The organism is Pseudomonas sp. PA-1-6B (genome assembly GCF_021609545.1).
In the GTDB taxonomy this organism is placed as follows: domain Bacteria; phylum Pseudomonadota; class Gammaproteobacteria; order Pseudomonadales; family Pseudomonadaceae; genus Aquipseudomonas; species Aquipseudomonas fluorescens_BV.
Map to the genome: position 1 here is coordinate 114,050 of NZ_WJZM01000005.1, position 23,445 is coordinate 137,494.

At 59.7% G+C, this 23,445-nt stretch carries 26 protein-coding genes; 12 read left to right on the top strand and 14 right to left on the bottom strand.

Annotation, left to right across the window (positions count from 1 at the left end):
* Positions 1 to 73: 73 nt before the first annotated feature.
* From modC to GIV35_RS05090, 8 genes are all read right to left on the bottom strand, one after another.
* Positions 74 to 1,153: a molybdenum ABC transporter ATP-binding protein gene (gene modC, locus GIV35_RS05055; protein WP_236264676.1), complete on the bottom strand. Its 1,080-nt coding sequence runs from the start codon at positions 1,151 to 1,153 to the stop codon at positions 74 to 76.
* 5 nt (positions 1,154 to 1,158) lie between these two features.
* Positions 1,159 to 1,839, bottom strand: a complete 681-nt coding sequence (modB, locus tag GIV35_RS05060) for a molybdate ABC transporter permease subunit (protein WP_236304518.1) — start codon at positions 1,837 to 1,839, stop codon at positions 1,159 to 1,161.
* Positions 1,840 to 2,592, bottom strand: a complete 753-nt coding sequence (gene modA / locus GIV35_RS05065) for a molybdate ABC transporter substrate-binding protein (RefSeq protein ID WP_236304517.1) — start codon at positions 2,590 to 2,592, stop codon at positions 1,840 to 1,842. It lies immediately after the preceding gene.
* Positions 2,593 to 2,704: 112 nt separating this feature from the next.
* On the bottom strand, positions 2,705 to 3,769 hold the full coding sequence (locus GIV35_RS05070; protein WP_202691752.1) for an NAD(P)H-dependent flavin oxidoreductase: 1,065 nt from the start codon (positions 3,767 to 3,769) through the stop codon (positions 2,705 to 2,707).
* Positions 3,770 to 3,840: 71 nt separating this feature from the next.
* Positions 3,841 to 4,914, bottom strand: a complete 1,074-nt coding sequence (gene ada, locus GIV35_RS05075) for a bifunctional DNA-binding transcriptional regulator/O6-methylguanine-DNA methyltransferase Ada (protein ID WP_202691751.1) — start codon at positions 4,912 to 4,914, stop codon at positions 3,841 to 3,843.
* A gap of 75 nt (positions 4,915 to 4,989) precedes the next feature.
* A complete protein-coding gene (alkB, locus tag GIV35_RS05080) occupies positions 4,990 to 5,655 on the bottom strand; it encodes a DNA oxidative demethylase AlkB (RefSeq protein ID WP_198716168.1) in 666 nt (221 codons plus the stop codon).
* Positions 5,656 to 5,658: 3 nt separating this feature from the next.
* Positions 5,659 to 5,826, bottom strand: a complete 168-nt coding sequence (locus tag GIV35_RS05085; RefSeq protein ID WP_087149541.1) for a hypothetical protein — start codon at positions 5,824 to 5,826, stop codon at positions 5,659 to 5,661.
* A gap of 26 nt (positions 5,827 to 5,852) precedes the next feature.
* Positions 5,853 to 6,155, bottom strand: coding sequence for a DUF1883 domain-containing protein (locus GIV35_RS05090; RefSeq protein ID WP_003191319.1), 303 nt, complete (start codon positions 6,153 to 6,155; stop codon positions 5,853 to 5,855).
* A gap of 212 nt (positions 6,156 to 6,367) precedes the next feature.
* Between GIV35_RS05090 and GIV35_RS05095 the strand changes: the two genes are divergently transcribed.
* Together GIV35_RS05095 and GIV35_RS05100 are read left to right on the top strand one after the other, a co-directional pair.
* A complete protein-coding gene (locus GIV35_RS05095; protein ID WP_003191317.1) occupies positions 6,368 to 6,718 on the top strand; it encodes a hypothetical protein in 351 nt (116 codons plus the stop codon).
* Positions 6,719 to 6,863: 145 nt separating this feature from the next.
* Positions 6,864 to 7,094 (top strand): hypothetical protein, encoded by a 231-nt coding sequence (locus GIV35_RS05100; protein WP_034127497.1) that lies wholly within the window; start codon positions 6,864 to 6,866, stop codon positions 7,092 to 7,094.
* A gap of 5 nt (positions 7,095 to 7,099) precedes the next feature.
* On the opposite strand, the gene GIV35_RS05105 is transcribed toward GIV35_RS05100, so the two are convergent.
* Together GIV35_RS05105 and GIV35_RS05110 are read right to left on the bottom strand one after the other, a co-directional pair.
* Positions 7,100 to 7,381: a hypothetical protein gene (locus GIV35_RS05105; RefSeq protein WP_003191312.1), complete on the bottom strand. Its 282-nt coding sequence runs from the start codon at positions 7,379 to 7,381 to the stop codon at positions 7,100 to 7,102.
* Between the two features lie 141 nt (positions 7,382 to 7,522).
* Positions 7,523 to 7,708 carry a hypothetical protein gene (locus GIV35_RS05110; protein WP_034127495.1) on the bottom strand — a complete coding sequence of 62 codons (186 nt, stop codon included), beginning with the start codon at positions 7,706 to 7,708 and terminating at the stop codon, positions 7,523 to 7,525.
* A 311-nt stretch (positions 7,709 to 8,019) separates the two neighbouring features.
* On the opposite strand from GIV35_RS05110, the gene galU reads away from it, so the two are divergent.
* Entirely contained in the window at positions 8,020 to 8,859 is an 840-nt protein-coding gene (gene galU / locus GIV35_RS05115) for a UTP--glucose-1-phosphate uridylyltransferase GalU (protein WP_003173830.1), read from the top strand.
* A gap of 105 nt (positions 8,860 to 8,964) precedes the next feature.
* Positions 8,965 to 10,323: a glutathione-disulfide reductase gene (gene gorA, locus GIV35_RS05120; protein ID WP_236265589.1), complete on the top strand. Its 1,359-nt coding sequence runs from the start codon at positions 8,965 to 8,967 to the stop codon at positions 10,321 to 10,323.
* Here gorA and GIV35_RS05125 read toward each other — a convergent pair whose 3' ends face one another.
* Positions 10,324 to 11,331: a DNA-binding protein gene (locus GIV35_RS05125; protein WP_236265588.1), complete on the bottom strand. Its 1,008-nt coding sequence runs from the start codon at positions 11,329 to 11,331 to the stop codon at positions 10,324 to 10,326.
* Positions 11,332 to 11,500: 169 nt separating this feature from the next.
* Here GIV35_RS05125 and GIV35_RS05130 point away from each other — a divergent pair, with 169 nt between their 5' ends.
* From GIV35_RS05130 to ahpF, 3 genes are all read left to right on the top strand, one after another.
* Entirely contained in the window at positions 11,501 to 12,433 is a 933-nt protein-coding gene (locus GIV35_RS05130) for a site-specific integrase (RefSeq protein ID WP_236265587.1), read from the top strand.
* A 133-nt stretch (positions 12,434 to 12,566) separates the two neighbouring features.
* Positions 12,567 to 13,130, top strand: coding sequence for an alkyl hydroperoxide reductase subunit C (gene ahpC / locus GIV35_RS05135; protein ID WP_003191303.1), 564 nt, complete (start codon positions 12,567 to 12,569; stop codon positions 13,128 to 13,130).
* Between the two features lie 130 nt (positions 13,131 to 13,260).
* Entirely contained in the window at positions 13,261 to 14,826 is a 1,566-nt protein-coding gene (ahpF, locus tag GIV35_RS05140; protein WP_236264862.1) for an alkyl hydroperoxide reductase subunit F, read from the top strand.
* A gap of 105 nt (positions 14,827 to 14,931) precedes the next feature.
* Here ahpF and gloA read toward each other — a convergent pair whose 3' ends face one another.
* Positions 14,932 to 15,453: a lactoylglutathione lyase gene (gene gloA, locus GIV35_RS05145; protein ID WP_236264861.1), complete on the bottom strand. Its 522-nt coding sequence runs from the start codon at positions 15,451 to 15,453 to the stop codon at positions 14,932 to 14,934.
* 178 nt (positions 15,454 to 15,631) lie between these two features.
* Between gloA and GIV35_RS05150 the strand changes: the two genes are divergently transcribed.
* Positions 15,632 to 16,168: a DUF4946 domain-containing protein gene (locus GIV35_RS05150; RefSeq protein WP_200647876.1), complete on the top strand. Its 537-nt coding sequence runs from the start codon at positions 15,632 to 15,634 to the stop codon at positions 16,166 to 16,168.
* Between the two features lie 111 nt (positions 16,169 to 16,279).
* On the opposite strand, the gene GIV35_RS05155 is transcribed toward GIV35_RS05150, so the two are convergent.
* Both GIV35_RS05155 and GIV35_RS05160 read right to left on the bottom strand, forming a co-directional pair.
* The gene (locus GIV35_RS05155; protein ID WP_223023588.1) at positions 16,280 to 16,645 is read right to left on the bottom strand and encodes a histone-like nucleoid-structuring protein, MvaT/MvaU family; all 366 of its coding nucleotides are present in this window, start codon (positions 16,643 to 16,645) and stop codon (positions 16,280 to 16,282) included.
* Between the two features lie 194 nt (positions 16,646 to 16,839).
* Positions 16,840 to 18,384: an EAL domain-containing protein gene (locus GIV35_RS05160; RefSeq protein ID WP_105226894.1), complete on the bottom strand. Its 1,545-nt coding sequence runs from the start codon at positions 18,382 to 18,384 to the stop codon at positions 16,840 to 16,842.
* A 295-nt stretch (positions 18,385 to 18,679) separates the two neighbouring features.
* On the opposite strand from GIV35_RS05160, the gene GIV35_RS05165 reads away from it, so the two are divergent.
* From GIV35_RS05165 to GIV35_RS05180, 4 genes are read left to right on the top strand one after another with little or no spacing between them, the layout of a single operon-like run.
* Complete coding sequence (locus GIV35_RS05165; RefSeq protein WP_054898434.1) at positions 18,680 to 19,240, top strand: fimbrial protein; 561 nt, start codon at positions 18,680 to 18,682, stop codon at positions 19,238 to 19,240.
* 45 nt (positions 19,241 to 19,285) lie between these two features.
* A complete protein-coding gene (locus tag GIV35_RS05170; RefSeq protein ID WP_105226893.1) occupies positions 19,286 to 20,068 on the top strand; it encodes a fimbrial biogenesis chaperone in 783 nt (260 codons plus the stop codon).
* Between the two features lie 2 nt (positions 20,069 to 20,070).
* A complete protein-coding gene (locus GIV35_RS05175) occupies positions 20,071 to 22,692 on the top strand; it encodes a fimbria/pilus outer membrane usher protein (RefSeq protein ID WP_223023589.1) in 2,622 nt (873 codons plus the stop codon).
* On the top strand, positions 22,692 to 23,441 hold the full coding sequence (locus GIV35_RS05180; protein ID WP_105226891.1) for a fimbrial biogenesis chaperone: 750 nt from the start codon (positions 22,692 to 22,694) through the stop codon (positions 23,439 to 23,441). The genes GIV35_RS05175 and GIV35_RS05180 overlap by 1 nt, the downstream gene beginning before the upstream one ends.
* Positions 23,442 to 23,445: the final 4 nt, after the last annotated feature.

Genomic DNA, 23,445 nt, shown 5'->3' on the forward strand with positions numbered 1-23,445 from the left:
GGGCGGGTTCCTTGGCAACAAATCAGGCCGGTATGTCTGATTGACCGCAGCACCCCGCGGTCGTGCCAAATGGTTAAGCCAGCACCGCCACCGCCTTGATTTGCGCCCACAGTGTCTGGCCCGGATGCAGTTGCAACTGGTCGTGTGAGAAGCGCGTGATGCGTGCCAGCAAGGGCGTGCCGCCGGCGTCGAGGCGCACCAGCACGTGGGCGCTGTTGTCCGCGCCAATAGCCTGGGTGACGGTCACCGGCAAGCGGTTGAGGATACTGCTGTGTTCCTGGGCCTGCAGGCTTAGGCTTACATCCCGTGCCTGGACCTTGACCCGCAGCGGGTTACCCACCGCCAGCGGGATATGGGCCACGCGCATCTGCAACGGGCAATCGGGCAACTGCAGAGTGAGCAACTGATAGTGCGCGTCGTAGGCAACGACGCTGCCGGCGATCACCACGCCGGCATCGTCGCCCAGCGCCAGGGGCAGATCGAGGCGCGCCAGGGTCTCGCCGATCGGGCCGCTGGCCAGGGCCTTGCCGCCGCTGAGCAAGACAATATGGTCGGCCAGTCGTGCTACTTCATCCTGGGCATGGCTGACGTACAGCACCGGGATATCCAGCTCGTCGTGCAGGCGTTCCAGGTAAGGCAATATCTCGCTTTTGCGCTGGCTGTCCAGGGCCGCCAGCGGTTCATCCATCAACAACAACTTGGGGCTGGTGAGCAAGGCGCGGGCGATGCCGATGCGCTGGCGCTCGCCGCCGGACAAGTGTTGCGGATGACGCTCAAGCAAGTGCCCGATGCCCAACAGTTCGGTGGCCTGGGCCATGTCCACGCGCCGTTGCAGACGAGGGATACGTTTGAGGCCGAACTCCAGATTGGCGCGCACCGACAGGTGCGCAAACAGGCTCGCCTCCTGGAACACATAGCCCAGGGCGCGTTTATGCGGCGGTACAAACAGCCCTTTGCGGCTGTCTTGCCAGACCTCGTCGTTGATCTGTACAAAACCGTGTTCGGCGCGTTCCAATCCGGCGATGCAGCGAAGGCACGTGGTCTTGCCGGAGCCAGAATGCCCGTACAGCGCGCTCACGCCACGGCCGGGTAATTGCAGGTCAACATCCAGTGTGAAGGCGCAATACTTCAGGTGCAGGCGTATATCCATCATCGCGATCAGCTCCAGCCGATTTTGGTTTTACGGCTGGAATAGAGCGCCAGCAACACGAGGAAGGCGAACACCACCATGGCCCCGGCCAGCCAATGGGCCTGGGCATATTCCATGGCTTCGACGTGGTCGTAGATCTGCACCGAGACGACACGGGTCTTGTCCGGGATATTGCCGCCGATCATCAGCACCACGCCGAACTCACCGACGGTATGGGCAAAGCCCAGGATCGAGGCGGTGATAAACCCAGGGCGTGCCAGCGGCAGGATCACCGTGAAAAACGTGTCCCACGGGTTGGCGCGCAAGGTTGCGGCCACTTCCAGCGGGCGCGTGCCGATGCTAGAAAACGCATTCTGCAACGGCTGCACCACGAAGGGCATGGAGTAGATCACCGAGCCAATCACCAGCCCGGCGAAACTGAAGGTGAGTGTGCCCAGGCCCAGCCACTGGGTGAACTGGCCGACGTATCCGTTGGGCCCCATGGCCAACAGCAAGTAAAAGCCGATGACCGTTGGCGGCAACACCAACGGCAGTGCGACCACTGCGCCGATGGGGCCGCGCCACTTGGAACGGGTGCGCGACAGCCACAGGGCGATCGGTGTGCCGATGATCAACAGGATCAGGGTGGTCAGTGAGGCCAGTTTGAGGGTCAACCAGATCGCAGAAAAGTCAGCACTCGTCAGGGGCATTTACAGCTCGTAACCGTAGGATTTGATAACGGCAGTCGCTTTCGGACCTTTGAGGTAGTCAACCAGAGCCTTGGCGGCGGCGCTGTCCTTGCCCTTATTGAGGATTACGGCGTCCTGTTTGATCGGGTCATGCAGGGAGGCCGGAACTATCCACGCCGAACCGCCGGTGACTTTGCCGTCTTTGTAGATCTGCGACAAGGCGACAAAACCCAGCTCGGCGTTGCCGGTGGACACAAACTGATAAGCCTGGGTGATGTTCTGGCCCTCGACGAGCTTGTCCTTGACCTTGTCAGTCAAGCCTTCTCTGGCCAGCACCTGGGTGGCGGCTAAGCCGTAGGGTGCAGCCTTGGGATTGGCGATGGACAAATGCTTGAACTCATTTTTTTTCAGCACCTCGCCCTTGGCATCCACATAGCCCTCTTTGGCCGACCACAGCGCCAGGGTGCCGACCGCGTAGGTGAAGCGTGACCCCTTGACCGTAGCGCCTTCGCTTTCGAGTTTTTGCGGGGTGGTGTCATCGGCGCTGAGGAACACCTCAAATGGCGCGCCGTTCTTGATCTGGGTGTAGAACTGCCCGGTGGCACCGTAAGCCGCGACCAGTTTATGGCCGGTGTCTTTCTCGAAGTCGGCGGCAATCGCCTGGATCGGGGCGGTGAAGTTGGCGGCCACGGCCACCTGCACTTCATCGGCATGGGCCGTACCCAAGGCAAAGGCGGCAAGCAGGGGGGCCAGGCGCGAAACGCGGGTTATCATGAAGCAACTCCTTGAAGGTGTACGGCAGGTTGTAGGTAAAAAGGCTTACCGCTATGTATGGGAATATATAGCGGTAGGCTATTGCCGGTACAGCACCAAGTTGCTACGCAGGTCAGTCGCGGGTGAATCTGGCTAGCGCGTGCTCGGCCAATTCGCGGGTCAGGTCATAGGTGGACTGGTCTTTGCCGAGCCTCAGGGCCTGGCCTGCCCACAGGTTGCTGAAACCGGCTTCATCCCTGGCCTTGAGCGGCATTAATGCGCCTCCGGCTTTGGGGAACGCCGGCGCCGCTGGGTTGATTGCGCCGAGTTCACGCATCACCCTGTTGACGATGCCCCGCGCCGGGCGGCCGGTAAACAGGTTGGTCAGCGCGGTTTCGCTGGCTTGGGCATGGCGCAGCGCATGGTGATGGGAGGTGCTTACAGTGGCTTCGGGTGTGAACAGGTAGGCCGTGCCGACCTGCACTGCCGAAGCGCCGAGGGCAAAGGCGGCGACGATGCCGCGCGCATCGCCGATTCCGCCCGCAGCAATCACCGGCACGCTGACCGCGTCGACGATCTGTGGCAGCAGCGCCATCAAGCCGATCTGGCTGTTGAGGTCATCGCTGAGAAACAGGCCACGATGCCCGCCAGCTTCGATGCCCATGGCGATAATCGCGTCGCAGCCGTGCTGTTCCAGCCACACGGCTTCCTCGACAGTGGTGGCCGATGACAGCACCTTGGCACCGGTGGCTTTTACCCGGTCCAGCAAAGACTTCTCTGGCAGGCCAAAATGAAAGCTCACCACTTCTGGCCGAAACGCTTCCACCACCTGGCAGGCTGCGTCATTGAACGGCGCGCGGTTAGACACCGGGGTTGGCGCATCGAAGTCGGCGCCCAGCTCATGGTAGTAAGGTTGCAGCAAGGCCTTCCAAGCCCTGTCCCGCGCGTCATCGGCATCGGGCGGTTGATGGCAGAAGAAGTTGATGTTCAGCGGCGCATGACTGGCCTGGCGAATGACAGCCAAGGCATCGCGCAGTTGCTCCAGGCTCAGCGCCGCCGCAGGCATCGAGCCCAGGGCTCCGGCTTGCTGGGCGGCGATGACCATGGCGGTGGTCGTCGCGCCAGCCATCGGCGCCTGGATGATCGGCACCTCAATGCCCAACAGGTCAAGGATGCGGGTGTCTGGCCAGGTGCTCATGGGGTACTTCTCCAGCGTTAGTAGGGCTTTTCGCTGTTTTAGCAGGGCAATCAGCACCCGGCCAGTCTGTTTTATTCACTGGACGGAAGCGGCGTTTTGTGGAGCTGGGTTTCGCGCTCAAGTAACTGGCGCTTGCGCTCTACGCCCCAGCGGTAGCCCGACAGCTCGCCATTGCTGCGCACCACGCGATGACAGGGAATCGCCACCGCCAAGTGGTTGGCACCGCAAGCCTGGGCCACGGCGCGAAAGGAGGAGGGGGCACCGATACGCTCGGCGATCTGCGCATAGCTGGCGGTGCTGCCCGCAGGGATTTCACGCAACGCCTGCCACACCCGCTCCTGAAAGGCCGTGCCGCGCAGGTCCAAGGGCAAATCCAGGCCCACGGCAGGGGCCTCGACAAAGCCGACGACGTGGGCCACCAGTTGTTCGAAACCCTGATCCGCGCCGATCAACTCAGCCTTGGGAAACTGGTCTTGCAGGTCGCGCACCAGTTTGTCCGGATCATCACCCAATAAAATCGCACACACGCCACGTTGGCTTTGCGCCACCAGAATCGCCCCCAGCGAGCACTGGCCAACGGCAAAGCGGATGGTGTTATTGGCGCCGCCGCTTTTGTAATCTCGCGGTTTCATGCCGAGCACTTGGTCGGCGGCTTCATAAAAGCGGCTATTGGAATTAAAGCCCGCGTCGTACAGGGTATCTGTCACCGAATGCTGGCCCTTGAGGCCGTCGCGCACTCTGCGTGAACGCAGGGCGCTGGCGTAACCCCTGGGGGTCAACCCGGTGCTGGCTTTGAATACGCGGTGGAAGTGAAAGGGACTCAGCCCGGCGCATCGGGCGAGCATGTCCAGGTTAGGCGGGGTTTCGGCCTGTTCGATTTGCCGGCAGGCCTCGGCCACCAATTGCCCATGGTGAGCGGCCAACTGGGTCTGGTCGCCGGCAGCGCGTTTACTGGGACGATAACCGGCGGCTTCGGCCTGCGCCGGCGTGTCGAAAAACTCGACATTCTCCGGGCGCGGCAAACGCGAAGCGCTGCTGGGGCGGCAATACACGCCGGTGGTTTTCACGCCGTAGACAAACAAGGCGTCGGCCTTGGCATCACGGGCCATAATGGCAGCCCAGCGCGGATCGTGTTCGTTGTTCATGGCCTGCACTCTTGACGGTTCAGGAGCAGATTAAGCCTGCCGCTCGCAATCGACACTCCGAAGCTTGCGGTCAAATTAACCGGCGGTGCGAAAGGTCAGGTTGATGCGCTGCGGGCCCATGACCGGATGCACGCCGTCCTTGATCGGCATCACGCCATGAAAGCGCAGGCGATCAGCGCCGCCCCACACCACCACATCACCATGAAACAGCGAGACCTTTTGGGTTTTGTCGCTGCGCGCATGGCCACCGAACAGGAAAATCGCCGGCAGCCCCAGGGACACCGACACCACGGGCGCGCTGTAGCTGCGCTCGTTCTTATCCTGATGCAGGGACATCTTCGCCCCCGGTACGTAACGGTTGATCAAGCAGGCATCGGGTTGAAAACCGCCAAAGCCGGCCTCGGTAGCCGCAGCCACCGCCAGTTGGCGCAATGTGTCGGGCATGACGGGCCAAGGTTGCTGGCTACGCGGGTCGAGTGGGCTGTAGCGATAGCCATGGGCGTCGGTGGTCCAGCCCAGTTCGCCGCAACTGCTCAGCGCCGCCGACATGGTAAAGCCGCCGGGGGTGACCATCTGCCGAAACGGTGATTGAGCCAGGACACGCCGCAGTTCAGGCAATAACCGCTCGATCCAGGGCAGGGCATAGCCCCTTAGTACATAGGACTCTTCGCCAATTTGCTCGCGCCCGGCAGGCTGTTGCAGGGCCTCGTCGGCAAACAAATCGGCGGTAGGGCCAGGCATGGCTTACAGCGCCTTGCTCACGTTGATGTCGGTGATTTCGTCGCTGGCATCATGAATTTTTGCCAAGGCTTGCTTGGCTTCTTCGATGCTGTTGTTTTGCAACTGGGCAAATTCAAAGCGGCGTTCGCCGTTGAGCTTGTACTTGATGACGTATTTGGTTGTGGTGGTCACAGCTTTTTTCCTGTCAGGTGTTCGGGTCAGCTCAGCTTGCTGCTGGTACGACGAACGATACGAATCTTGTGGGACAACGCAGGCTTGCGGGTCACGCTGATGGCGCGACGGGTCACCACATCCAGGGTGATGTTCCAGAACCCGGTGCTGGGCGCGGTGATCTTGGCCGGGAATTTATCAAATGCGCCGCCGTGGTAGGTATGGCGGCCGCCATTTTTGAAGCTGCGAAAGTTCGCATCGCTCATCAGGCGAATATTGCAGGTCTGCGAGCATTCGATGACGACAATGTCTCCCTCGTTGAGGTGCTCACGCTGGTGGATGAATTTCATGGGGTGTCTCCAGAAGGGCTTTTTCTGAAAAATCAGAACGATACGTAGGTTAAGATGGAGTTTATCAGCCCCAGCGCGTTTATTATCGGGCCGTCGTCGACGACTTCGACAATTTAAAACAGTTATTTACCGAGTTATCACAGATAAATCCTACGTTGGTGGGAGAAAATTACCATCCCCGCTGTCGTAGGGTCTTTATCGGAGGTTTTTGTATGAAGTGGAGTGTGTTGGTGCTGGCCTTGGCAATAGGTGGGTGTGCTTCGGTTGCAGATATCAAGCAGACCCCGCCAACATTGGTGGTCATCTCAGGGAAGAAACCGCAGGAATATGCGGCGTGTGTGGTACGCAAATTGGAGGCGACCCGTCGGCCGCCGCAGATCGAGCCCCATAAAGACGGCATTCAGGTGATCGTGCCGCAGAAGTTCTCGGCAGACCCGTCGGCGATCTTTGAAATCGAAGACCGCTCCAGCGGTAGCAGCATCAAGCTTTATGAAAGCATGTCCAATGTGCCGATCCGCCCAGGCGACGTGAAGAAGGCTGGGGAAGAATGCATTTCCGGTTGAGCTCCAGACTCATCCCTCACACCCGATAAAAAAAGCCCTTACCCTGCAGGGACGGTATGCATCCGTTAAACTGTCGGGCATTCACTATAAAGATGCCGCTCAAACCCGGGGTTTGAGCGGCATTTGTTTTTCTGGAAAGCCCGTTATGAAACGAGAACACGTCAAAGCCCGCCATGCCGAAGGGCAGATCTCGGCCACCCATGTCATCCAGAACCCCGCCGATCTGGGCGAGTGGATCGTATTTTTCAAGAAGAGCGGCGGGCGCAGCTACTTCCTGGTGGACGAACAGGATGAGGTCGAATCATTTGCTCGCCTGGATGACCTGATCGAAATCCTGCGGGGCCTGGGGATCAAGTTCGCTGAAGTGCACCTGTAGCAGCGTTACTTGCAGACCACCACCACGCTGCGGCCTTTGAAGTTGCCCACGTCCTGGCCCAGGGTCTTGTCGCTTTCCTTGAGTGCCGGCGTGCCATTGGTGCCGACGATGCGGTAACCGGTGCCCGCGCAGGAGGCGTCCGCCTTCTCGTAGCAACTGGCCCATGAATTGGCCTCGCCCGAGCAGTCGATGGTCAGGCCTTGCTCGCCATTTTTCAGCAGGGTGTCGGAGGCGGTGGTGCAGCCGGCGAGTGCCAGTACCGCGGTCAGTGCCAGGATTTTTTTCATAGAGGGGGTCGTCATCGAGGGTATTGGAAGGGCGCGCTGACACTGTCGTGGCGTTGTTGAAGATTATAGCGAACTGCCATCTAGGTACAGACAAACAAAAAAGCCCCGTTTAACGGGGCTTTCCAAGCAGTGCAAAGAGGCTTACTTGGTTTTCGGCCGCTTGCTCGATGCATGGCCTGCCTCATCCACAAACACTTCGGCGACGGCGATCGCCATGCTTTCGGACTCGAATACGCCGGCAACGCTGTCACCGTGAAAATTGATCAAGTGCCAGCCGTCTGCTCGCTTAGTGATCAGGTAGCCGTTTACACCTTTTGGTTCTGACATCTGTTGGCAATCTCGTGGTCTTGGTTCAAGGCGCCCATGATAGCGCCAAATGCCGGGGCAGGGCGCAAGTTGTTGCGGGTCAGTGCCAGGGGTGCAAAAGCGTGCTAAAACCATTGCAGCCCTTGCAAACAAGGGGTCGATGCGAGTTCTGACTAACCGTTGGTGACACCCATTGCAGGATCGGCGGAACTTACGCCGACATTTTTTCTCTATGATGACATCGCAACGCCAGCAGGACCCCATTGTAAGGTGACTGCGGCCTGATTAGACTGCGCCGAATTCCGTACGTACAGCCCTTTGTAAGGACTCATATGATCAAGAAATGCTTGTTCCCAGCAGCCGGTTACGGCACTCGCTTCTTGCCAGCGACCAAAGCCATGCCCAAAGAAATGCTGCCAGTGGTGAACAAGCCACTGATTCAGTACGGTGTGGAAGAGGCTCTGGATGCCGGTTTGAACGAGATCTCCATCGTCACGGGTCGTGGCAAGCGCGCGCTGGAAGACCACTTCGACATCAGCTATGAGCTGGAAAACCAGATCAAGGGCACCGACAAGGAAAAATACCTGGTCGGTATCCGTAAACTGCTCGACGAGTGCTCGTTCTCCTACACCCGTCAGACTCAGATGAAAGGTCTCGGCCACGCCATCCTTACCGGTCGCCCGCTGATCGGTGACGAGCCGTTCGCCGTGGTCCTGGCGGATGACTTGTGCGTCAACCTGGAAGGCGACGGTGTGCTGACCCAGATGGTCAAGCTCTACCAGAAATACCGTTGCACCATCGTTGCGGTGATGGAAGTCAATCCAACCGAAACCAATAAGTACGGTGTTATCGCCGGCGACGATATTGGCGATGGCCTGATCCGCGTACGCGACATGGTCGAGAAGCCAGCGCCGGAAGACGCGCCATCGAACCTGGCGATCATCGGTCGTTACATCCTCACGCCGGACATCTTCAAGCTGATCGAGGAAACCGAGCCAGGCAAGGGTGGCGAGATCCAGATCACCGACGCTCTGCTCAAACAAGCCAAAGACGGCTGCGTGATTGCCTACAAGTTCAAGGGCCAGCGTTTCGACTGCGGCGGCGCTGAGGGCTACATCGAAGCGACCAACTTCTGCTACGAGCATTTCTACAAGACGGGCAAGGCTTACTGATCCACGCTTGCCGGCACGTTTTAAGCGAAAGCCACCTTCGGGTGGCTTTTTCGTTTTTCAGCCCCATGTAAGTCGGTATGCTGGTGTACTGCCGAGGAGAGTGAAATGGCCTACGATTTTGACCTGTATGTAATTGGCGCCGGTTCCGGTGGTGTTCGCGCGGCGCGCTTTGCCGCGGGCTTTGGCGCCAAGGTGGCTGTGGCCGAGAGCCGCTACCTGGGCGGCACCTGTGTGAACGTCGGCTGCGTGCCAAAGAAACTGTTGGTGTACGGCGCGCATTTTGCCGAAGATTTTGAGCAGGCCAGCGGCTTTGGCTGGTCCCTGGGCGAGGCGAACTTTGATTGGGCGACCTTGATCGCCAACAAGGATCGTGAGATCAACCGCCTCAACGGTATCTATCGCAACCTGTTGGTCAACAGTGGCGTGAGCCTGCATGAAGGGCATGCACGCCTGGTCGATGCCCATCAGGTGGAGATCAACGGTGAGCGCTTCACTGCCAGGCACATCCTGATCGCCACAGGCGGCTGGCCGCAGATCCCTGAGATTCCAGGGCGCGAGCACGCCATTGGCTCCAATGAGGCGTTCTTCCTTAAAGAGCTGCCCAAGCGCGTGCTGGTAGTGGGTGGTGGTTATATCGCCGTTGAGTTCGCGGGCATCTTCCACGGCTTGGGCGCACACACTTCATTGCTGTATCGCGGTGACTTGTTCTTGCGCGGCTTTGACGGTTCGGTGCGCAAACATCTGCAAGAAGAGCTGACCAAGCGCGGCCTGGACTTGCAGTTCAATGCCGACATTGAGCGCATCGACAAACAGGCCGACGGCAGCCTCAAGGCCACTTTGAAGGATGGCCGCGTGCTGGAAGCCGATTGCGTGTTCTACGCCACTGGCCGCCGTCCAATGCTGGATAACCTGGGCCTGGAAAATACCGGGGTCAAACTGGACGAGCGCGGTTTCGTCGCGGTGGATGATCTCTACCAGACCGCCGAGCCGTCGATCCTGGCGATTGGCGATGTGATTGGTCGTGTGCAACTGACGCCGGTGGCCCTGGCTGAAGGCATGGCCGTGGCGCGGCGGTTGTTCAAGCCCGAGCAATACCGTCCGGTGGATTACGCCAATATCGCGACGGCGGTATTCAGCCTGCCGAATATCGGCACAGTCGGCCTGACAGAAGAAGATGCACGCAAAAATGGCCACAACGTGCAGATCTTTGAAAGCCGGTTCCGGCCGATGAAGCTGACCCTGACCGATTGCCAGGAAAAGACCTTGATGAAGCTGGTGGTCGACGCCGACACCGACAAAGTACTGGGTTGCCACATGGTCGGCCCGGATGCGGGTGAGATCGTGCAAGGGCTGGCGATCGCGCTCAAGGCGGGCGCGACCAAGCAGCATTTCGATGAAACCATCGGCGTGCATCCTACGGCGGCGGAAGAATTCGTCACCATGCGCACGCCTGTAGCGGACTGATCAGGTTGGCTCTGCCGCCTCTGGCGCCGTTGCAACGACGGTCGCCAGGCGCAGGGCTTCGATGCTTGCCTGGGCCTTGATCAGGTCCAGCTCAAGCGCCTTGTTGTGCTGCTGATACTCCAGCAGTGACGCTTGGCGCGATTGGCTGTCCAGCACGGCAACCCGTAGGCGCTCCTGGAGCAGGGTGCGTTCGCTGTCGATCTGGCTGAGCTGCTCCTTGAGTTTCAGCTGTAGCGCCTGGTCCTGGCGAGCTTGCTCCTGCAGCGTATTCAATTCCTTGGTTGTCACTCGCTGCTCACTCAGCAGGCGCTCGTTGTCGCGATGCAGTTGGGTGATTTCGTCCTGGCGCACCAGTGCGCTTTGCTGCGCCTGACGCAATTCGGCCTGTACCTGTTGCAACTGGCCCTCATGGCGACGCTGTTCCTGTTCACGCTGCTCCTTGATGGCAGTGCGGTAATGCTCAAGCGCATCGCGGGCGTGCAGGTGTTTTTCTTCCAGTGAGCGAATTTGCTCGTCTTTGTCGTTGAGCCTTAGCTCGTAGTCGCTGCACGCCTGGCTCAACCCGGCGTTACGGGTTTGCTCGGTCTGCAGGCTGGTGCTGGCGGTTTGCAGCGCCGCGCTTTCTTCAGCGAGGGCAGCGGCCTGGATATCAAATTGCTGTTTGAGCTGGGTGTGCGCTTCTTCCAGGGTTTCTACCTGGGCGAGCAGGGCGGCTTTTTGTTGCTCGAATTGCGCCAGGGCCAGGTCGATCGGCTCTTGGGCCTTCTCTTTCAGGCGCTGGGACAGGCGTGCGACTAGCTCGCCCAGCTCATCATCAATTGGCGCTTGGGTGATGGTCTGGCGCGTCTCGCTTTCGTCCAGCTCTTTCAAATAGCGATGAATGGTGGTTTTCGAGCCGGTATTTCCCATTTCGATACGCACCGCATCGATGCTGGGGTTTTCGCCACGGGCGAGGATCGCCAGGCGTGCCGTTTGCACTACTGCTTTGTTTATGCCGCCGCGAGCCATGGGGTCTCCGTCGATTTAGTACTGTGGTACGTGGTATGTATATACATACTATATCACGATTAATAACTCGTTTAAATTCATGATTTAACAGATGGGATATTGGCGTATTATCCCGTGTCATAAGCATTTTGATCAGCCATACACCCTTCAGCAGTACGAAAAGACGCCTATGAGCGACCTGGATCGATATCTCAACGCCGCCACCCGCGACAACACGCGCCGCAGCTACCGCGCAGCCATCGAGCATTTCGAAGTCAGTTGGGGAGGGTTTCTGCCGGCCACCAGCGAGAGTGTGGCGCGCTACCTCGTGGCGCATGCCGGGGTATTGGCAGTCAACACCTTGAAACTGCGGCTCTCGGCCTTGGCGCAATGGCATACCAGCCAAGGGTTTGCCGACCCGACGAAGGCGCCGGTGGTACGCAAGGTGCTCAAGGGCATCCGCGCTGTGCACCCGGCGCGTGAGCGGCAGGCCGAGCCTTTGCAGCTCACGCAGTTGGAGCAAGTAATCGCTGCCCTGGACATTGAAGCCAAACAGGCCAGCGAGCATCACGACCAGCCGCGCTTGCTGCGGGCCAAGCGCGACGCTGCGCTGATTCTGCTGGGCTTCTGGCGCGGCTTTCGCAGTGATGAGCTGTGCCGATTAAGCATTGAGCACGTGCAGGCCGTGCCAGGCGCAGGCATCAGCCTGTACTTGCCCCGCAGCAAAAGTGACCGTGACAACCTCGGCAAAACCTACCAGACCCCAGCGTTGCTGCGGCTGTGCCCGGTGCAGGCTTATAGCGAGTGGCTCAGCGCCTCGGCGTTGGTGCGCGGCCCGGTGTTTCGCGGCATTGACCGCTGGGGCAACCTGGGTGAGGAGGGCTTGCACCCCAACAGTGTGATCCCGTTATTGCGCCAGGCCCTTGAGCGCGCAGGCATCCCCGCCGATCAATACACCAGCCACTCCCTGCGTCGGGGTTTCGCCACTTGGGCGCATAGCAGTGGTTGGGATTTGAAGTCGCTGATGAGTTACGTCGGCTGGAACGACATGAAATCTGCGATGCGCTATGTTGAAGCGACGCCGTTTCTAGGCATGACCCTGGCAACCCAAGCGCTGATTTGAGATTTTTTCTATTAATAGCGTCACCTGATAGAGAAACCCAATCGTCAGCATCAGGTTTGCCAATGAGCCATCGACCGAGAGAGCCGGTAGGATTCACCTCATCAACTTCTTAACCCCTGACGGAGAGTCAACGATGCCTATCATCAACAGCCAAGTAAAACCGTTTAAAGCCACCGCTTTCAAAAACGGCAGCTTCGTCGATGTGACCGACGCTGACCTGAAAGGCAAGTGGTCGGTTGTCTTCTTCTACCCAGCCGATTTCACCTTCGTCTGCCCAACCGAACTGGAAGACCTGGCTGACAACTACGCCGAATTCCAGAAGCTGGGCGTCGAAATCTACAGCGTTTCCACCGACACCCACTTCGCCCACGCTGCCTGGCACAACACTTCGCCAGCCATCGGCAAAATCCAGTACACCATGATCGGCGACCCAACCCTGACCATCTCCCGCAACTTCGACGTACTGATCGAAGAAGCTGGCCTGGCAGACCGCGGCACCTTCGTGATCAACCCGGAAGGTCAGATCAAGATCGTTGAACTGAACGACGGTGGTGTAGGCCGTGACGCTTCCGAGCTGCTGCGCAAGATCAAGGCTGCTCAGTACGTTGCCGCCCACCCGGGTGAAGTGTGCCCAGCCAAGTGGAAAGAAGGCGAGGCCACTCTGGCGCCGTCTCTGGACCTGGTCGGCAAGATCTAAGTCTGTGAACGCGTATCAAGGGCGGGTATCCGCACTTAAGTAAGCTGCATCCGCCCTCAAAACGCCCGGGCGAGATTCGCTCGGGCGTTTTTTTGTCTGCAATAAACCGAATGAACAGGAAATCGCCCGTATGTTGGACGCCAATCTTAAAGCTCAGTTGAAGTCATACCTGGAACGGGTCACCCAGCCGATCGAGATCGTCGCCTCCCTCGACGACGGTGCGAAATCCCAGGAAATGCTTGCTCTTTTGCAGGACGTAACCAGCCTCTCCACGCTGATTACTCTGAACACCGATGGCAATGATGCGCGCAAGCCATCGTTCTCCGTCAACCGCCCGGGTGCCGAGATCAGCCTGCGTTTCGCCGGCATCCCCATGGGCCATGAATTCACTTCGCTGGTGCTGGCCCTGCTGCAAGTCGGTGGCCACCCGTCGAAGGCCAGTGTCGAGGTGATTGAACAGATCCGCGCCCTCAAAGGCGAGTTCAGCTTCGAGACTTACTTCTCGCTGTCGTGCCAGAACTGCCCGGACGTGGTCCAGGCGCTGAATCTGATGGCCGTGCTGAACCCGAACATCCGCCACGTTGCGATTGATGGCGCGCTGTTCCAGGCTGAAGTCGATGAGCGCCAGATCATGGCGGTCCCGAGTGTCTACTTGAACGGGGTCAACTTTGGCCAGGGCCGTATGGGCCTTGAAGAAATCCTCGCCAAGCTCGACACCAGCGGTATCGAGAAAGCCGCGGAGAAAATCAGCGCCAAGGATGCCTTCGACGTCCTGGTAGTTGGCGGTGGCCCGGCCGGGTCTTCGGCTGCCATCTATGCGGCACGTAAAGGTATTCGGACCGGTGTGGCGGCTGAACGCTTTGGTGGCCAGGTGCTGGACACCATGTCCATCGAGAACTTTATCTCGGTACAGGAAACCGAAGGGCCGAAACTGGCCAGCGCACTGGAAGCCCATGTGCGTCAGTACGACGTGGACATCATGAACCTGCAACGCGCCAGTAGCTTGATTCCGGCAAAAAATGCCGGTGAGCTGCACGAAATTCGCTTCGAAAGCGGTGCGACCCTCAAGTCCAAGACCGTGATCCTGGCCACAGGCGCCCGCTGGAGAGAGATGGGTGTGCCCGGTGAGCAGGAATACAAGGCCAAGGGCGTGTGCTTCTGCCCGCATTGCGATGGCCCGCTGTTCAAGGGCAAGCGTGTGGCGGTGATCGGCGGCGGTAACTCCGGCGTGGAAGCGGCCATTGACCTGGCCGGTATCGTCAGCCATGTCACCTTGCTCGAATTCGACAGCAAGCTGCGCGCCGATGCCGTGTTGCAACGCAAGCTCTACAGCCTGCCGAACGTGGATGTGATCACCAGCGCGCTGACCAGTGAGGTCAAAGGCGATGGCCAGAAAGTCACCGGCCTTGCCTACAAGGACCGCGACACTGGTGAGTTCAAGACCATCGACCTGGAAGGCATCTTTGTGCAGATTGGCTTGCTGCCCAACACCGACTGGCTCAAAGGCAGCGTAGAGCTGTCGCCGCGTGGCGAGATCATTGTCGATGCCCGTGGCGAGACTTCACTGCCTGGCGTGTTCGCCGCCGGTGACGTAACCACCGTGCCGTACAAGCAGATCGTGATTGCAGTAGGCGAGGGCGCCAAGGCTTCGTTGAGCGCGTTCGATCACTTGATCCGTACCTCTGCTCCGGCGTAATCCTGGCTGCAAATAAAAAACCCCATGAGCGATCATGGGGTTTTTCTCGTTCCCACGCTCCGCGTGGGAATGCATCCGGTGACGCTCCGCGTCACGCAGTGCTTATTACATCGGTGCTGGCTGGATGATTTCAACCCAATAAGCATCCGGGTCTTTGATGAACGCGAGGCTCTTCATGCGGCCATCCGTCAGGCGCTTCTGGAAATCACAGCCCAAGGCTTCGAAACGTTCGCACGCCGCGACAATGTCCGGCACCGAGATGCAGATATGGCCAAAACCACGCGGGTCGGTGTTGCCGTTGTGGTAGGCAAAGTCGGCATCGTTTTCGGTGCCGTGGTTGTGGGTCAGTTCGAGGATGCCCGGAATCGACTTCATCCACTGGGTGCGCTCGGCCGCGTCGGCCGGGATCTGGGCCTTGTCCACCAGGGCCAGGAAGTACAGGCTGAATTCGGATTCCGGGAAGTCACGTTTCTCGACCAGGGAGAAACCCAGGATGCGCGTGTAGAAGTCCAGCGACTTGGTGATGTCCTTGACCCGCAACATGGTGTGGTTGAACACAAAGTTCGCCGTGGCGTTGTCGGGTGGGGCAGTGACGCCCGGGAAGGTGTTCAATTCGTGCAGGCTCATGGGCCCTCCAGAAAAAATGTGAGATGAGCGGTCCATTGGCATGCGGCCTGCTTCCATGCAGGCGGGCCATGATACGCAAGCCGCACCGGCTGCGCCAAATGAAAAAGCGCGCCTAACCCTTGCAGTCAGCGCGTGCCGGGCCGCACACTTTGCGGCTGGAACCTTGGGTGTTTTTGCAATGATCGAGTTTCGTAGGCCACTGTTGAGTGCTGTGTGCGTGTTGTTGGGCAGCCCGTTTGTGCTGGCCGCCGAGCCGGAAGTCCATTGGCCCAGCGGTTGGCAGGTCGAGGAAGTCGTGCCTGACGGCGAGCTCCCTGCCAAACCCCAAGCAGTGTCCCGGCAGCGAGCGATCAAGAATGATGAAAATGGCGCCACGTTGATGGTGATGGAGTTGACCGGAACGCCGATTGAGGTCGGCCATAAAGTTAATCTTCCCGGCGTGTTGCTGGAGATGCGCAAGTCGATCCAGAAAGACTTTGCCCGCGGCGGTTATCAAAGCGTGTGCAGCAAAATGCACCCCACGACATTGAGTCGTCTTGATGCGCTGGAAACTACCTGTGTGATTACCGAGAACGGTCGACACGTATTGTCGCAAACATTAGTCGGTGCGCTGGATGTCGACAAAGCCTATGTTTTTTCATACGCGGGCCAGGCGCAAGCGTACGAGGCGAGCAAGGCGGAAGTCAGTCTGGTGCGTAACAGTCTGAAACTTTGACAGGTTCAGGCTGAGCGAATGTGAACAACATGAACGCTGAGTTAAGTTCGATTCCGAACCGTTAGAGCAAAAAAAGCCCCGCGTATGCGGGGCTGTTTTTTAGTACATGTTTCAGCCGCGAAGCCAGGAGTCTACAGTGGCGGCGCCGTACTGCTCTTTCCAGGCTTTGAGGCCGCGGTGGTTGCCACCTTTGGTCTCGATCAGCTCGCCGGTGTGCGGGTTGTGGTAAACCTTGACCACCCGTGCGCGGCGCTGTTTGGGCGCGGAGGCGGCCGGTGCGCCGCCTTTGCGTGGCGCTGGATCGAGGATGGCGATCACATCGCGCAGGCTTTTGTCGTATTTGCCCATCAGCGTCTTGAGCTTTTCTTCGAATTCGATTTCTTTCTTCAGGCCAGCGTCGTTCTTCAAGGATTCCAGCTGGGCAAGCTGTTCTTGAAGGGCTTTTTCTGCTGCGCGAAATTCGGCGAGTCTGGACAAAATCTATACTCCAATAATGTAGTTGCTGATATCAACTGCAGACAAAGCTATAAGCCAAGAACGTTAAGCCACGTCAACGAAAAAGACCCTTCTGCGAGTTCTGCACAGGCAGAAAAAATTGTAGTAGTTAATTCATCTCGAGTAAATCATGTCTTTTAAAGAAAGACCAATCTTTCATGGTAGGTCGTACACGGCTATTCAACGATACCCAACGATTTAATGAATTCATCGCAGGGTAATGGTCGACCAAACAGGTAACCCTGTAGGAAATCCACGCCCTGGGCAACGAGGTATTCACACTGTTGGGCTGTTTCTACGCCTTCGGCAACAATGCCTAGATCCAGCTTGACCGACAACTCTATGATGCTGTCTAGAATATGCCGCGACAACGCATCCGCACCGATCATGGCGACAAAGCTTTGATCGATCTTCAAGTAGTCGACATTGAAATTGCGCAAATAGCCCAAGCTGGAGTGGCCGGTGCCGAAGTCATCAATGGCGATCATGACCCCCATTTGATGCAGCGCCTCGAACAGGCGGCGGGTGGTCTCGGTGGGTTCGATCAGTTCCCGCTCGGTCAACTCCAGCACCAGGGTGACCTGGCCGGGTGGGAACGCGGCGAGGAATTCCCGGCAGTCCTGCACCAGTGCCATGTCCTGGCAATGGCGCGCGGTGATGTTCACGCCGATATGAAAGCCAGGGCTGAAACGTGCAGCATGAGGCGCCAATTGCGCGGCGGTCTGGCGCAACAGGGCACGGGTCATCGGCACGATCAGGCCAGAGTCTTCGGCCAGGGGAATAAACAAGTCCGGGCGCACCAGGCCTTCTTTGGGATGCTTCCAGCGCATCAGGACCTCACAGCCGGCCCATTGGCGTGTGTCACCCCGTACCACCGGTTGGAAATACGGAATGAACTCATTGGCTCCCAGGGCGCGTTGTAACTCGTGGGTCGGCGCGGACGAGCGTTTTTGCAGCCAGTGAGCGAGCAGCCCCGCCAATATCCCGAAGAACACCACCAGGCTGAACAGCGCCGGATACCGCGCCTGCATGTAGCGCCAGACTTCACCCTCGGGCATCCCTGCCTCGACACTGTATTGATAGCGCTCGGAAGCCAGGCGTTGTGGCGCCACGGCAAATACCGGCAGCGCGCCTTGATGCACCTTGCCGTCGGCACCCAGCCAGTTCGGGCCGACGTGCAATACCAAGTTCGCGTAACGGCTGATCAGGCGCAAGGCGTTGGTGAGGTGGTAACCGTCAACCGAGGCAAACGCGCCTTGATCGCCTTCCACCAGGCGATACACCAATAGCGCGGTATCGGGTGTAACGGGGTTGCCATTCATCAACCACAGGCGCCCATCGACATAGTCGTCCGGGTTGACGGGCGATTGGTAGCGACCGCCAAACAACGAGCTGCAATAGATGTTTTTCTGCCAGGACAGCGTCGTGGCCCGCACAAACGGCCGGCGCGTGACTTGTTCACGTAGCGCCAACTTGGCGACGCTGTCACAAGGTTTACCGGCCAGCGGCAGCAAAGCCTGGGCAGCGATGGCGGTATTGTCCAGCATCAGGTCGAACTGGCGCACCGCTTCTTGAGCGGTTTGCGCTGTGCTTTGCTCGAGCGTGCGTTCGGCTTGCCAGTAAAGAATTACCACCCCCAACAGAATGGGCAGCAGCCCGCACAGGGTGCTGATGAAATAGCGTGCGGCTCGGCTTCTTGGGCCTTTGACGGTCAGGGGCATGGGAGCAGTCAATCGTGAAAAAGAGAGTGGGCTCTGCCGATGATAGATGGCATTGCACGGGGCTGCTCACTTGTTTAACGCCTACTGACCTAGCCGTTCGGTCAGTTGTGGCGGGCACTTCAACTTGGCAACATAAACTTCATTGCAAAACGTAAGAGGCTCGGTAGCCCTTAATCCCTACAGCCTCTTTCATAGCCGCTCAGCCCAATTTTGGCGGGAGGGCCGCGTCTCGCCCTTCGATTGATGAGTCATGGCTTGCAACTCTTTCACTGACATTCACGAGGAAGTATCTGTAATGAAAACTATCGCATTGGCCGTTGTATTTCTGGCGGTCACCGGCGTTGCCGCTCTGCCTGTTGTCGCCGCAGACGGCAAGATCACCTTGACCGGTGAAATCACCGGCACCACTTGCAGCATCAGCGGTGGCACGGGCTCTGCGCCCGGCACCAGCCCGGACTTTTCGGTGCCACTCAACAAGGTCCAGGCCAGCGCGCTCAAGGCGCCCGGCCAGACTGCCGGGGCGAAACCCTATTACATCCATGTCGGTTCCTGCCCGAAGGATACGACGGTCGCCGTGATGTATGAGAGCAGCAGCCCCGCGATCAATCCGGCGACCGGTAACCTGGTCAACCAGGCACCCGCCAAGCCGACGCCTGCCACCCTCGTTGAGGTGCAACTTGTGGATGGCGTCACCCACCAGCCCATGGATCTGCGCCTGGGCCAGAACTCCAGCCCCGCGAAAGTCCCGGCAAGCGGCGAGGTGTCGCTGCCCTTTGCTGCCCAATACATTGCCACGGGCACTGCTACGCCAGGCCCGGTCAGTACGCAAGTGCTGTATTCGGTGACGTTCCCCTGATCGAGGCCCCGTTGCCTGGCCGTGCGCCAGGCAAGGACAGACGAAATGCTTGCCCGGACATTGCTAGTGACCCCCCTGCTGAGCGCACTGCTGACCAGTGTCGGGTTGCTGTCCGCCGCTCACGCCGGCGTAGTGATCGACGGCACGCGGCACATCTATCCGCAGCAGCGTCGAGAAATCACGCTGCGCCTGACCAATGACGATCAGCGAGCGCCGCGCCTGGTCCAGGTGTGGCTGGACCAGGGCGACCCGGCGCAAGACCCCACCGGCAGCGACGTGCCGTTCAGCCTGTCGCCGCCTGTGTTTCGCATGGACGCGGGCAAAAGCCAGGTAGTGCGACTGGTGTATACCCAGGACCCACTGCCTGATGACCGCGAATCGTTGTTCTGGCTCAACGCCCTGGAGATACCGCCCAAGGTCAACGTGGCACAGGGCAGCCCGCAAGAGGCCCCTTCGAACCACCTGCAGTTCGCTTTTCGTATCCGCACCAAAGTGTTTTTCCGCCCGGCCCAATTGCCGGGCTCCGCGGACGAGGCGCCCACCCACTTACGCTGGACCCTGCACCGGAGTGCCCAGGGACCGCTACTGGAAGTGCACAACCCATCGGCTTATCACGTGACCTTCAATGAGGTTGCCTTGGCCATGGGCTCGGGCCCGGGTGCTCGCCTGTTACCGGCGGGAGAGGGCATGGTGCCCCCCGGCGGCAGCCTGAAGCTGCCCGTCAGGGATGTCGCACAAGCAATACCCGCCGACGCCCAGGTGCATTTCAAATACATCAATGATTACGGCGCATTCTCCGTGCCGCAGCGTGCTCCCCTGAAGTTCTGATCATGTATGCCTTATTGCAAATACCCGTTCACCGCTTTACGGCCTGGCTGTTTGCCAACCCCAGCTTACTGCTGTGGCTGGGCCTGCTCAGTACCTTATTGATGTCGGCAGAAGCCGCGCCACTGGTGTTTGACATCGAGGCGTTCGCCAGCGGCCTGTCCTCTTCGGCAGATATCTCACGCTTCAATACCAGCAACGTGTTGGCGCCAGGTGTTTACCGCGTAGATGTGATGCTCAACGGACAATCGATGGGACGCCGCGAGATCACCTTCGCCCCCTTTGCCGGGCAGGACGACGCCCAGCCGTGCCTGAACGCTGCCGAGCTTGGCCAACTGGGGGTTTCTGTGCAGGCGCTGGCGGATAACACCGAGCATGCCTGCCGGGATTTTGCCGAGTGGATACCCATGGCCAGCAGCCGCGTCGATATCGAGACCCTGACCCTGGATGTCAGCATCCCGCAGATCTATATCAACCGTTCCGCGCGCGGCTACATTGACCCGTCTGAATGGGACAATGGCATTGACGCCGCGCTGCTCAACTACAACTTCAGTGCCGCGACGGCGACAGCGGGCGCCGGTGAGGATCGTGGCTACCTGGGCCTCAACGGCGGTCTCAACCTGGGCGACTGGCGGCTACGCCATCAGGGTGGGCAGGCATGGGCATCCGGTAGCGGCCTGGCGCGTTATCAACACACCGCCACCTACCTGCAACGGTCCCTTGCCGCCTGGCGTTCACAACTGACCGTCGGCGACAGCTTCAGCAGTGGCCAGATCCTCGACGGTGTGCGTATACGCGGCATCACCCTGGCCACCGATGACCGCATGCTTGCCCAGTCGCAACAAGGCTATGCGCCTCAGGTGCGAGGCATTGCCGACAGCAATGCCACGGTGACAGTGCGCCAGAACGGCTACACCCTCTACGAAACCACAGTGGCCCCGGGGCCGTTTGTCATCGATGACCTGTACCCCACCGGGTACGGCGGCGACCTACACGTCAGCGTCACCGAGGTCGACGGCCGGCGCAGCAGCTTCGTGGTGCCTTACTCCGTGGTGCCTTACCTGCTGCGTGACGGTGCCAGCCACTACAGCGTGACCTTGGGGCAGTTGCAGCAATACGGCGTCAGCGATGCCAGCCCGCTGATCTTGCAGGGTACGCTGCAGCATGGCCTGGGCGATCGTATTAGCGCCTATGGTGGCAGTACGCTTTCCCAAGGCTACGGCCAGGCCAAGGCCGGCCTGGCGATGAGCACTCCGATTGGCGCGTTCTCCCTCGACAGCACCTACTCGCGCACTCAGGTTCAGGGGCTGGGCGTAGTCGGCGGGCAAAGCTGGGGCCTGGCCTATAACAAGAACCTGCCGTTCTCGGGAACGCACTTTGCGCTGGGCGCCTATCGTTTCTCCACGGCTGGGTACCTGAACCTGCCTGATGCGCTCAATGTGCGGGAACTGGCCCGCCAAGGCGGGAGTATCAACAGTTACGCGAGGCAGAAAAGCCGCCTCGACCTGACAATCAGCCAGCAGCTGGGCGCAGGCTCGCTGAGCCTGTATGGCAGCTCCATCGACTACTGGGCGGGCCGCCAAGGGCGCCAGACATCCTTCACCCTCAGTTATGCGGCTAATTGGAAGTCACTCAACTGGAACCTTTCGGCGCAGCGCTCGCGTGTCAGTGAAACCCATCAATTGAACGATCACGAGCGCAGCGACGAAATCTTTTTTGGCCGGTCGGCGCAAGCCGGGCGCGTGGATAATCACCTGGTGCTGACACTGTCCATGCCATTGGGCGCAGGAACGCGTGCGCCAACCCTGAGCAGCAGCCTGTCGCACGATGCTGGCGATTCACGCGGCAGCCAGCATCAGGTGGGAATCAATGGTTTGCTGGGTGACACCGGTGAAGCCAGCTACGGGCTGACTGGCAGCCGTGGCACGGGCCACCAGCAAGGCTCCAGCTTCAATGCCTACGCGGGCTATCGCAGCCGGGCTGCGAGCCTGCGGGCCGGCTACGCCCAGGCCCGCGACAGTTCGCAACTATCCATGAGTGCCGATGGCGGGCTGATAGCCCACGAGGGTGGCGTGACCTTCGCGCAAAACCTCGGTGAAGCCTCGGCACTGGTGTATGCGCCGGATGCACAAGGTGCCCGGCTCGGCAGCAGCGGGGCGCGTATCGATAAGCAGGGTTATGCGGTGCTGCCAGCCCTCAGGGCTTATCAGCGCAATGAAGTAGATATCGATCCCGAGGGCATGCCCATGGATGTCGAACTCAAGGAATCGAGTCACGCCGTGGTGCCGACGCTGGGAGCCGTCTCACTGGTCAGGTTCGAGACCGTCAGTGGCCGTGCCGTGGTGATCAAGGCCACTCATCTGGGTGGCAAGCCGTTGCCATTTGCCGCGCAAGTGTTTGACGAGCGCGGCGTCGAAATCGGCGTGATCGGCCAGGCTGGCAAGGCTTTTGTGCGCGGGGTTGCCGACCAGGGGCGGTTGACGGTGCGCTGGAATGCAGGGGCGGCTGACCAGTGCTTCATCCATTACCGTTTGCCGCCGCGCAGGCCCGAGCAACGCCAGGAAAGCGCGGACCAGTTGGTCAGTCAATGTGCCGACCATGGTGATGCGGACGAGGAGCGCAGTTGATGACTCATCGATTGCTCCGCGCGCTGCTTGGCCTGGCCCTGGCGGTGCAGACAGTATTGGCCCATGGGGAAATCGTCATTGACCGCACGCGCATCATTTACCCGGCCAGCGCCGCTGGGGTAACGGTCAACCTGCACAATGAGGCCGACGGCCCGCGATTGGCCCAGGTGTGGATCGATGCGGGCGACCCGCAGGTCGCGCCCGAGTCCAGTGATGTGCCCTTTACGGTGACCCCGCCGATCCTGCGCCTGGATGCCGGCAAGCACCGCGCATTGCGGGTGATGTACCACGCGACCCAAGACAAGGCCATGGCCGTGCCTCAGGAGTTGGTGTACTGGCTGAATGTGCTAGGGATCCGCCCGTCTGTCGACACCGGCAACCAGCTGCAATTTGCCTTTCGCACACGGATCAAGCTCTTCCTGCGCCCGGACGCGTTGCCAGGCCAAGCACAGCAGGCGGTGGATACGTTGCAGTGGCGCCTGGCGGGCGACGGCCCGGTCCTGCAGGTGCGCAATCCCAGTGCCTTTCATGTGACGCTTTCCAGCGTATTGCTGACCGTCGATGGCGTCGAGTACCACAGTGCGGCCCCGCCGATGCTGTTGCCGCGTTCGGTTGCCCGCATCGTGCTGGAGGGCAGGGCGCCGTGGGGGCAGGGTACGGTCGCGCTGCGATTTACCACCCTGGATGACCATGGCATGACGCGTACGCACACAGTGTCTTTGGGGCACACGAAGGATTTGGCGATATGAACGG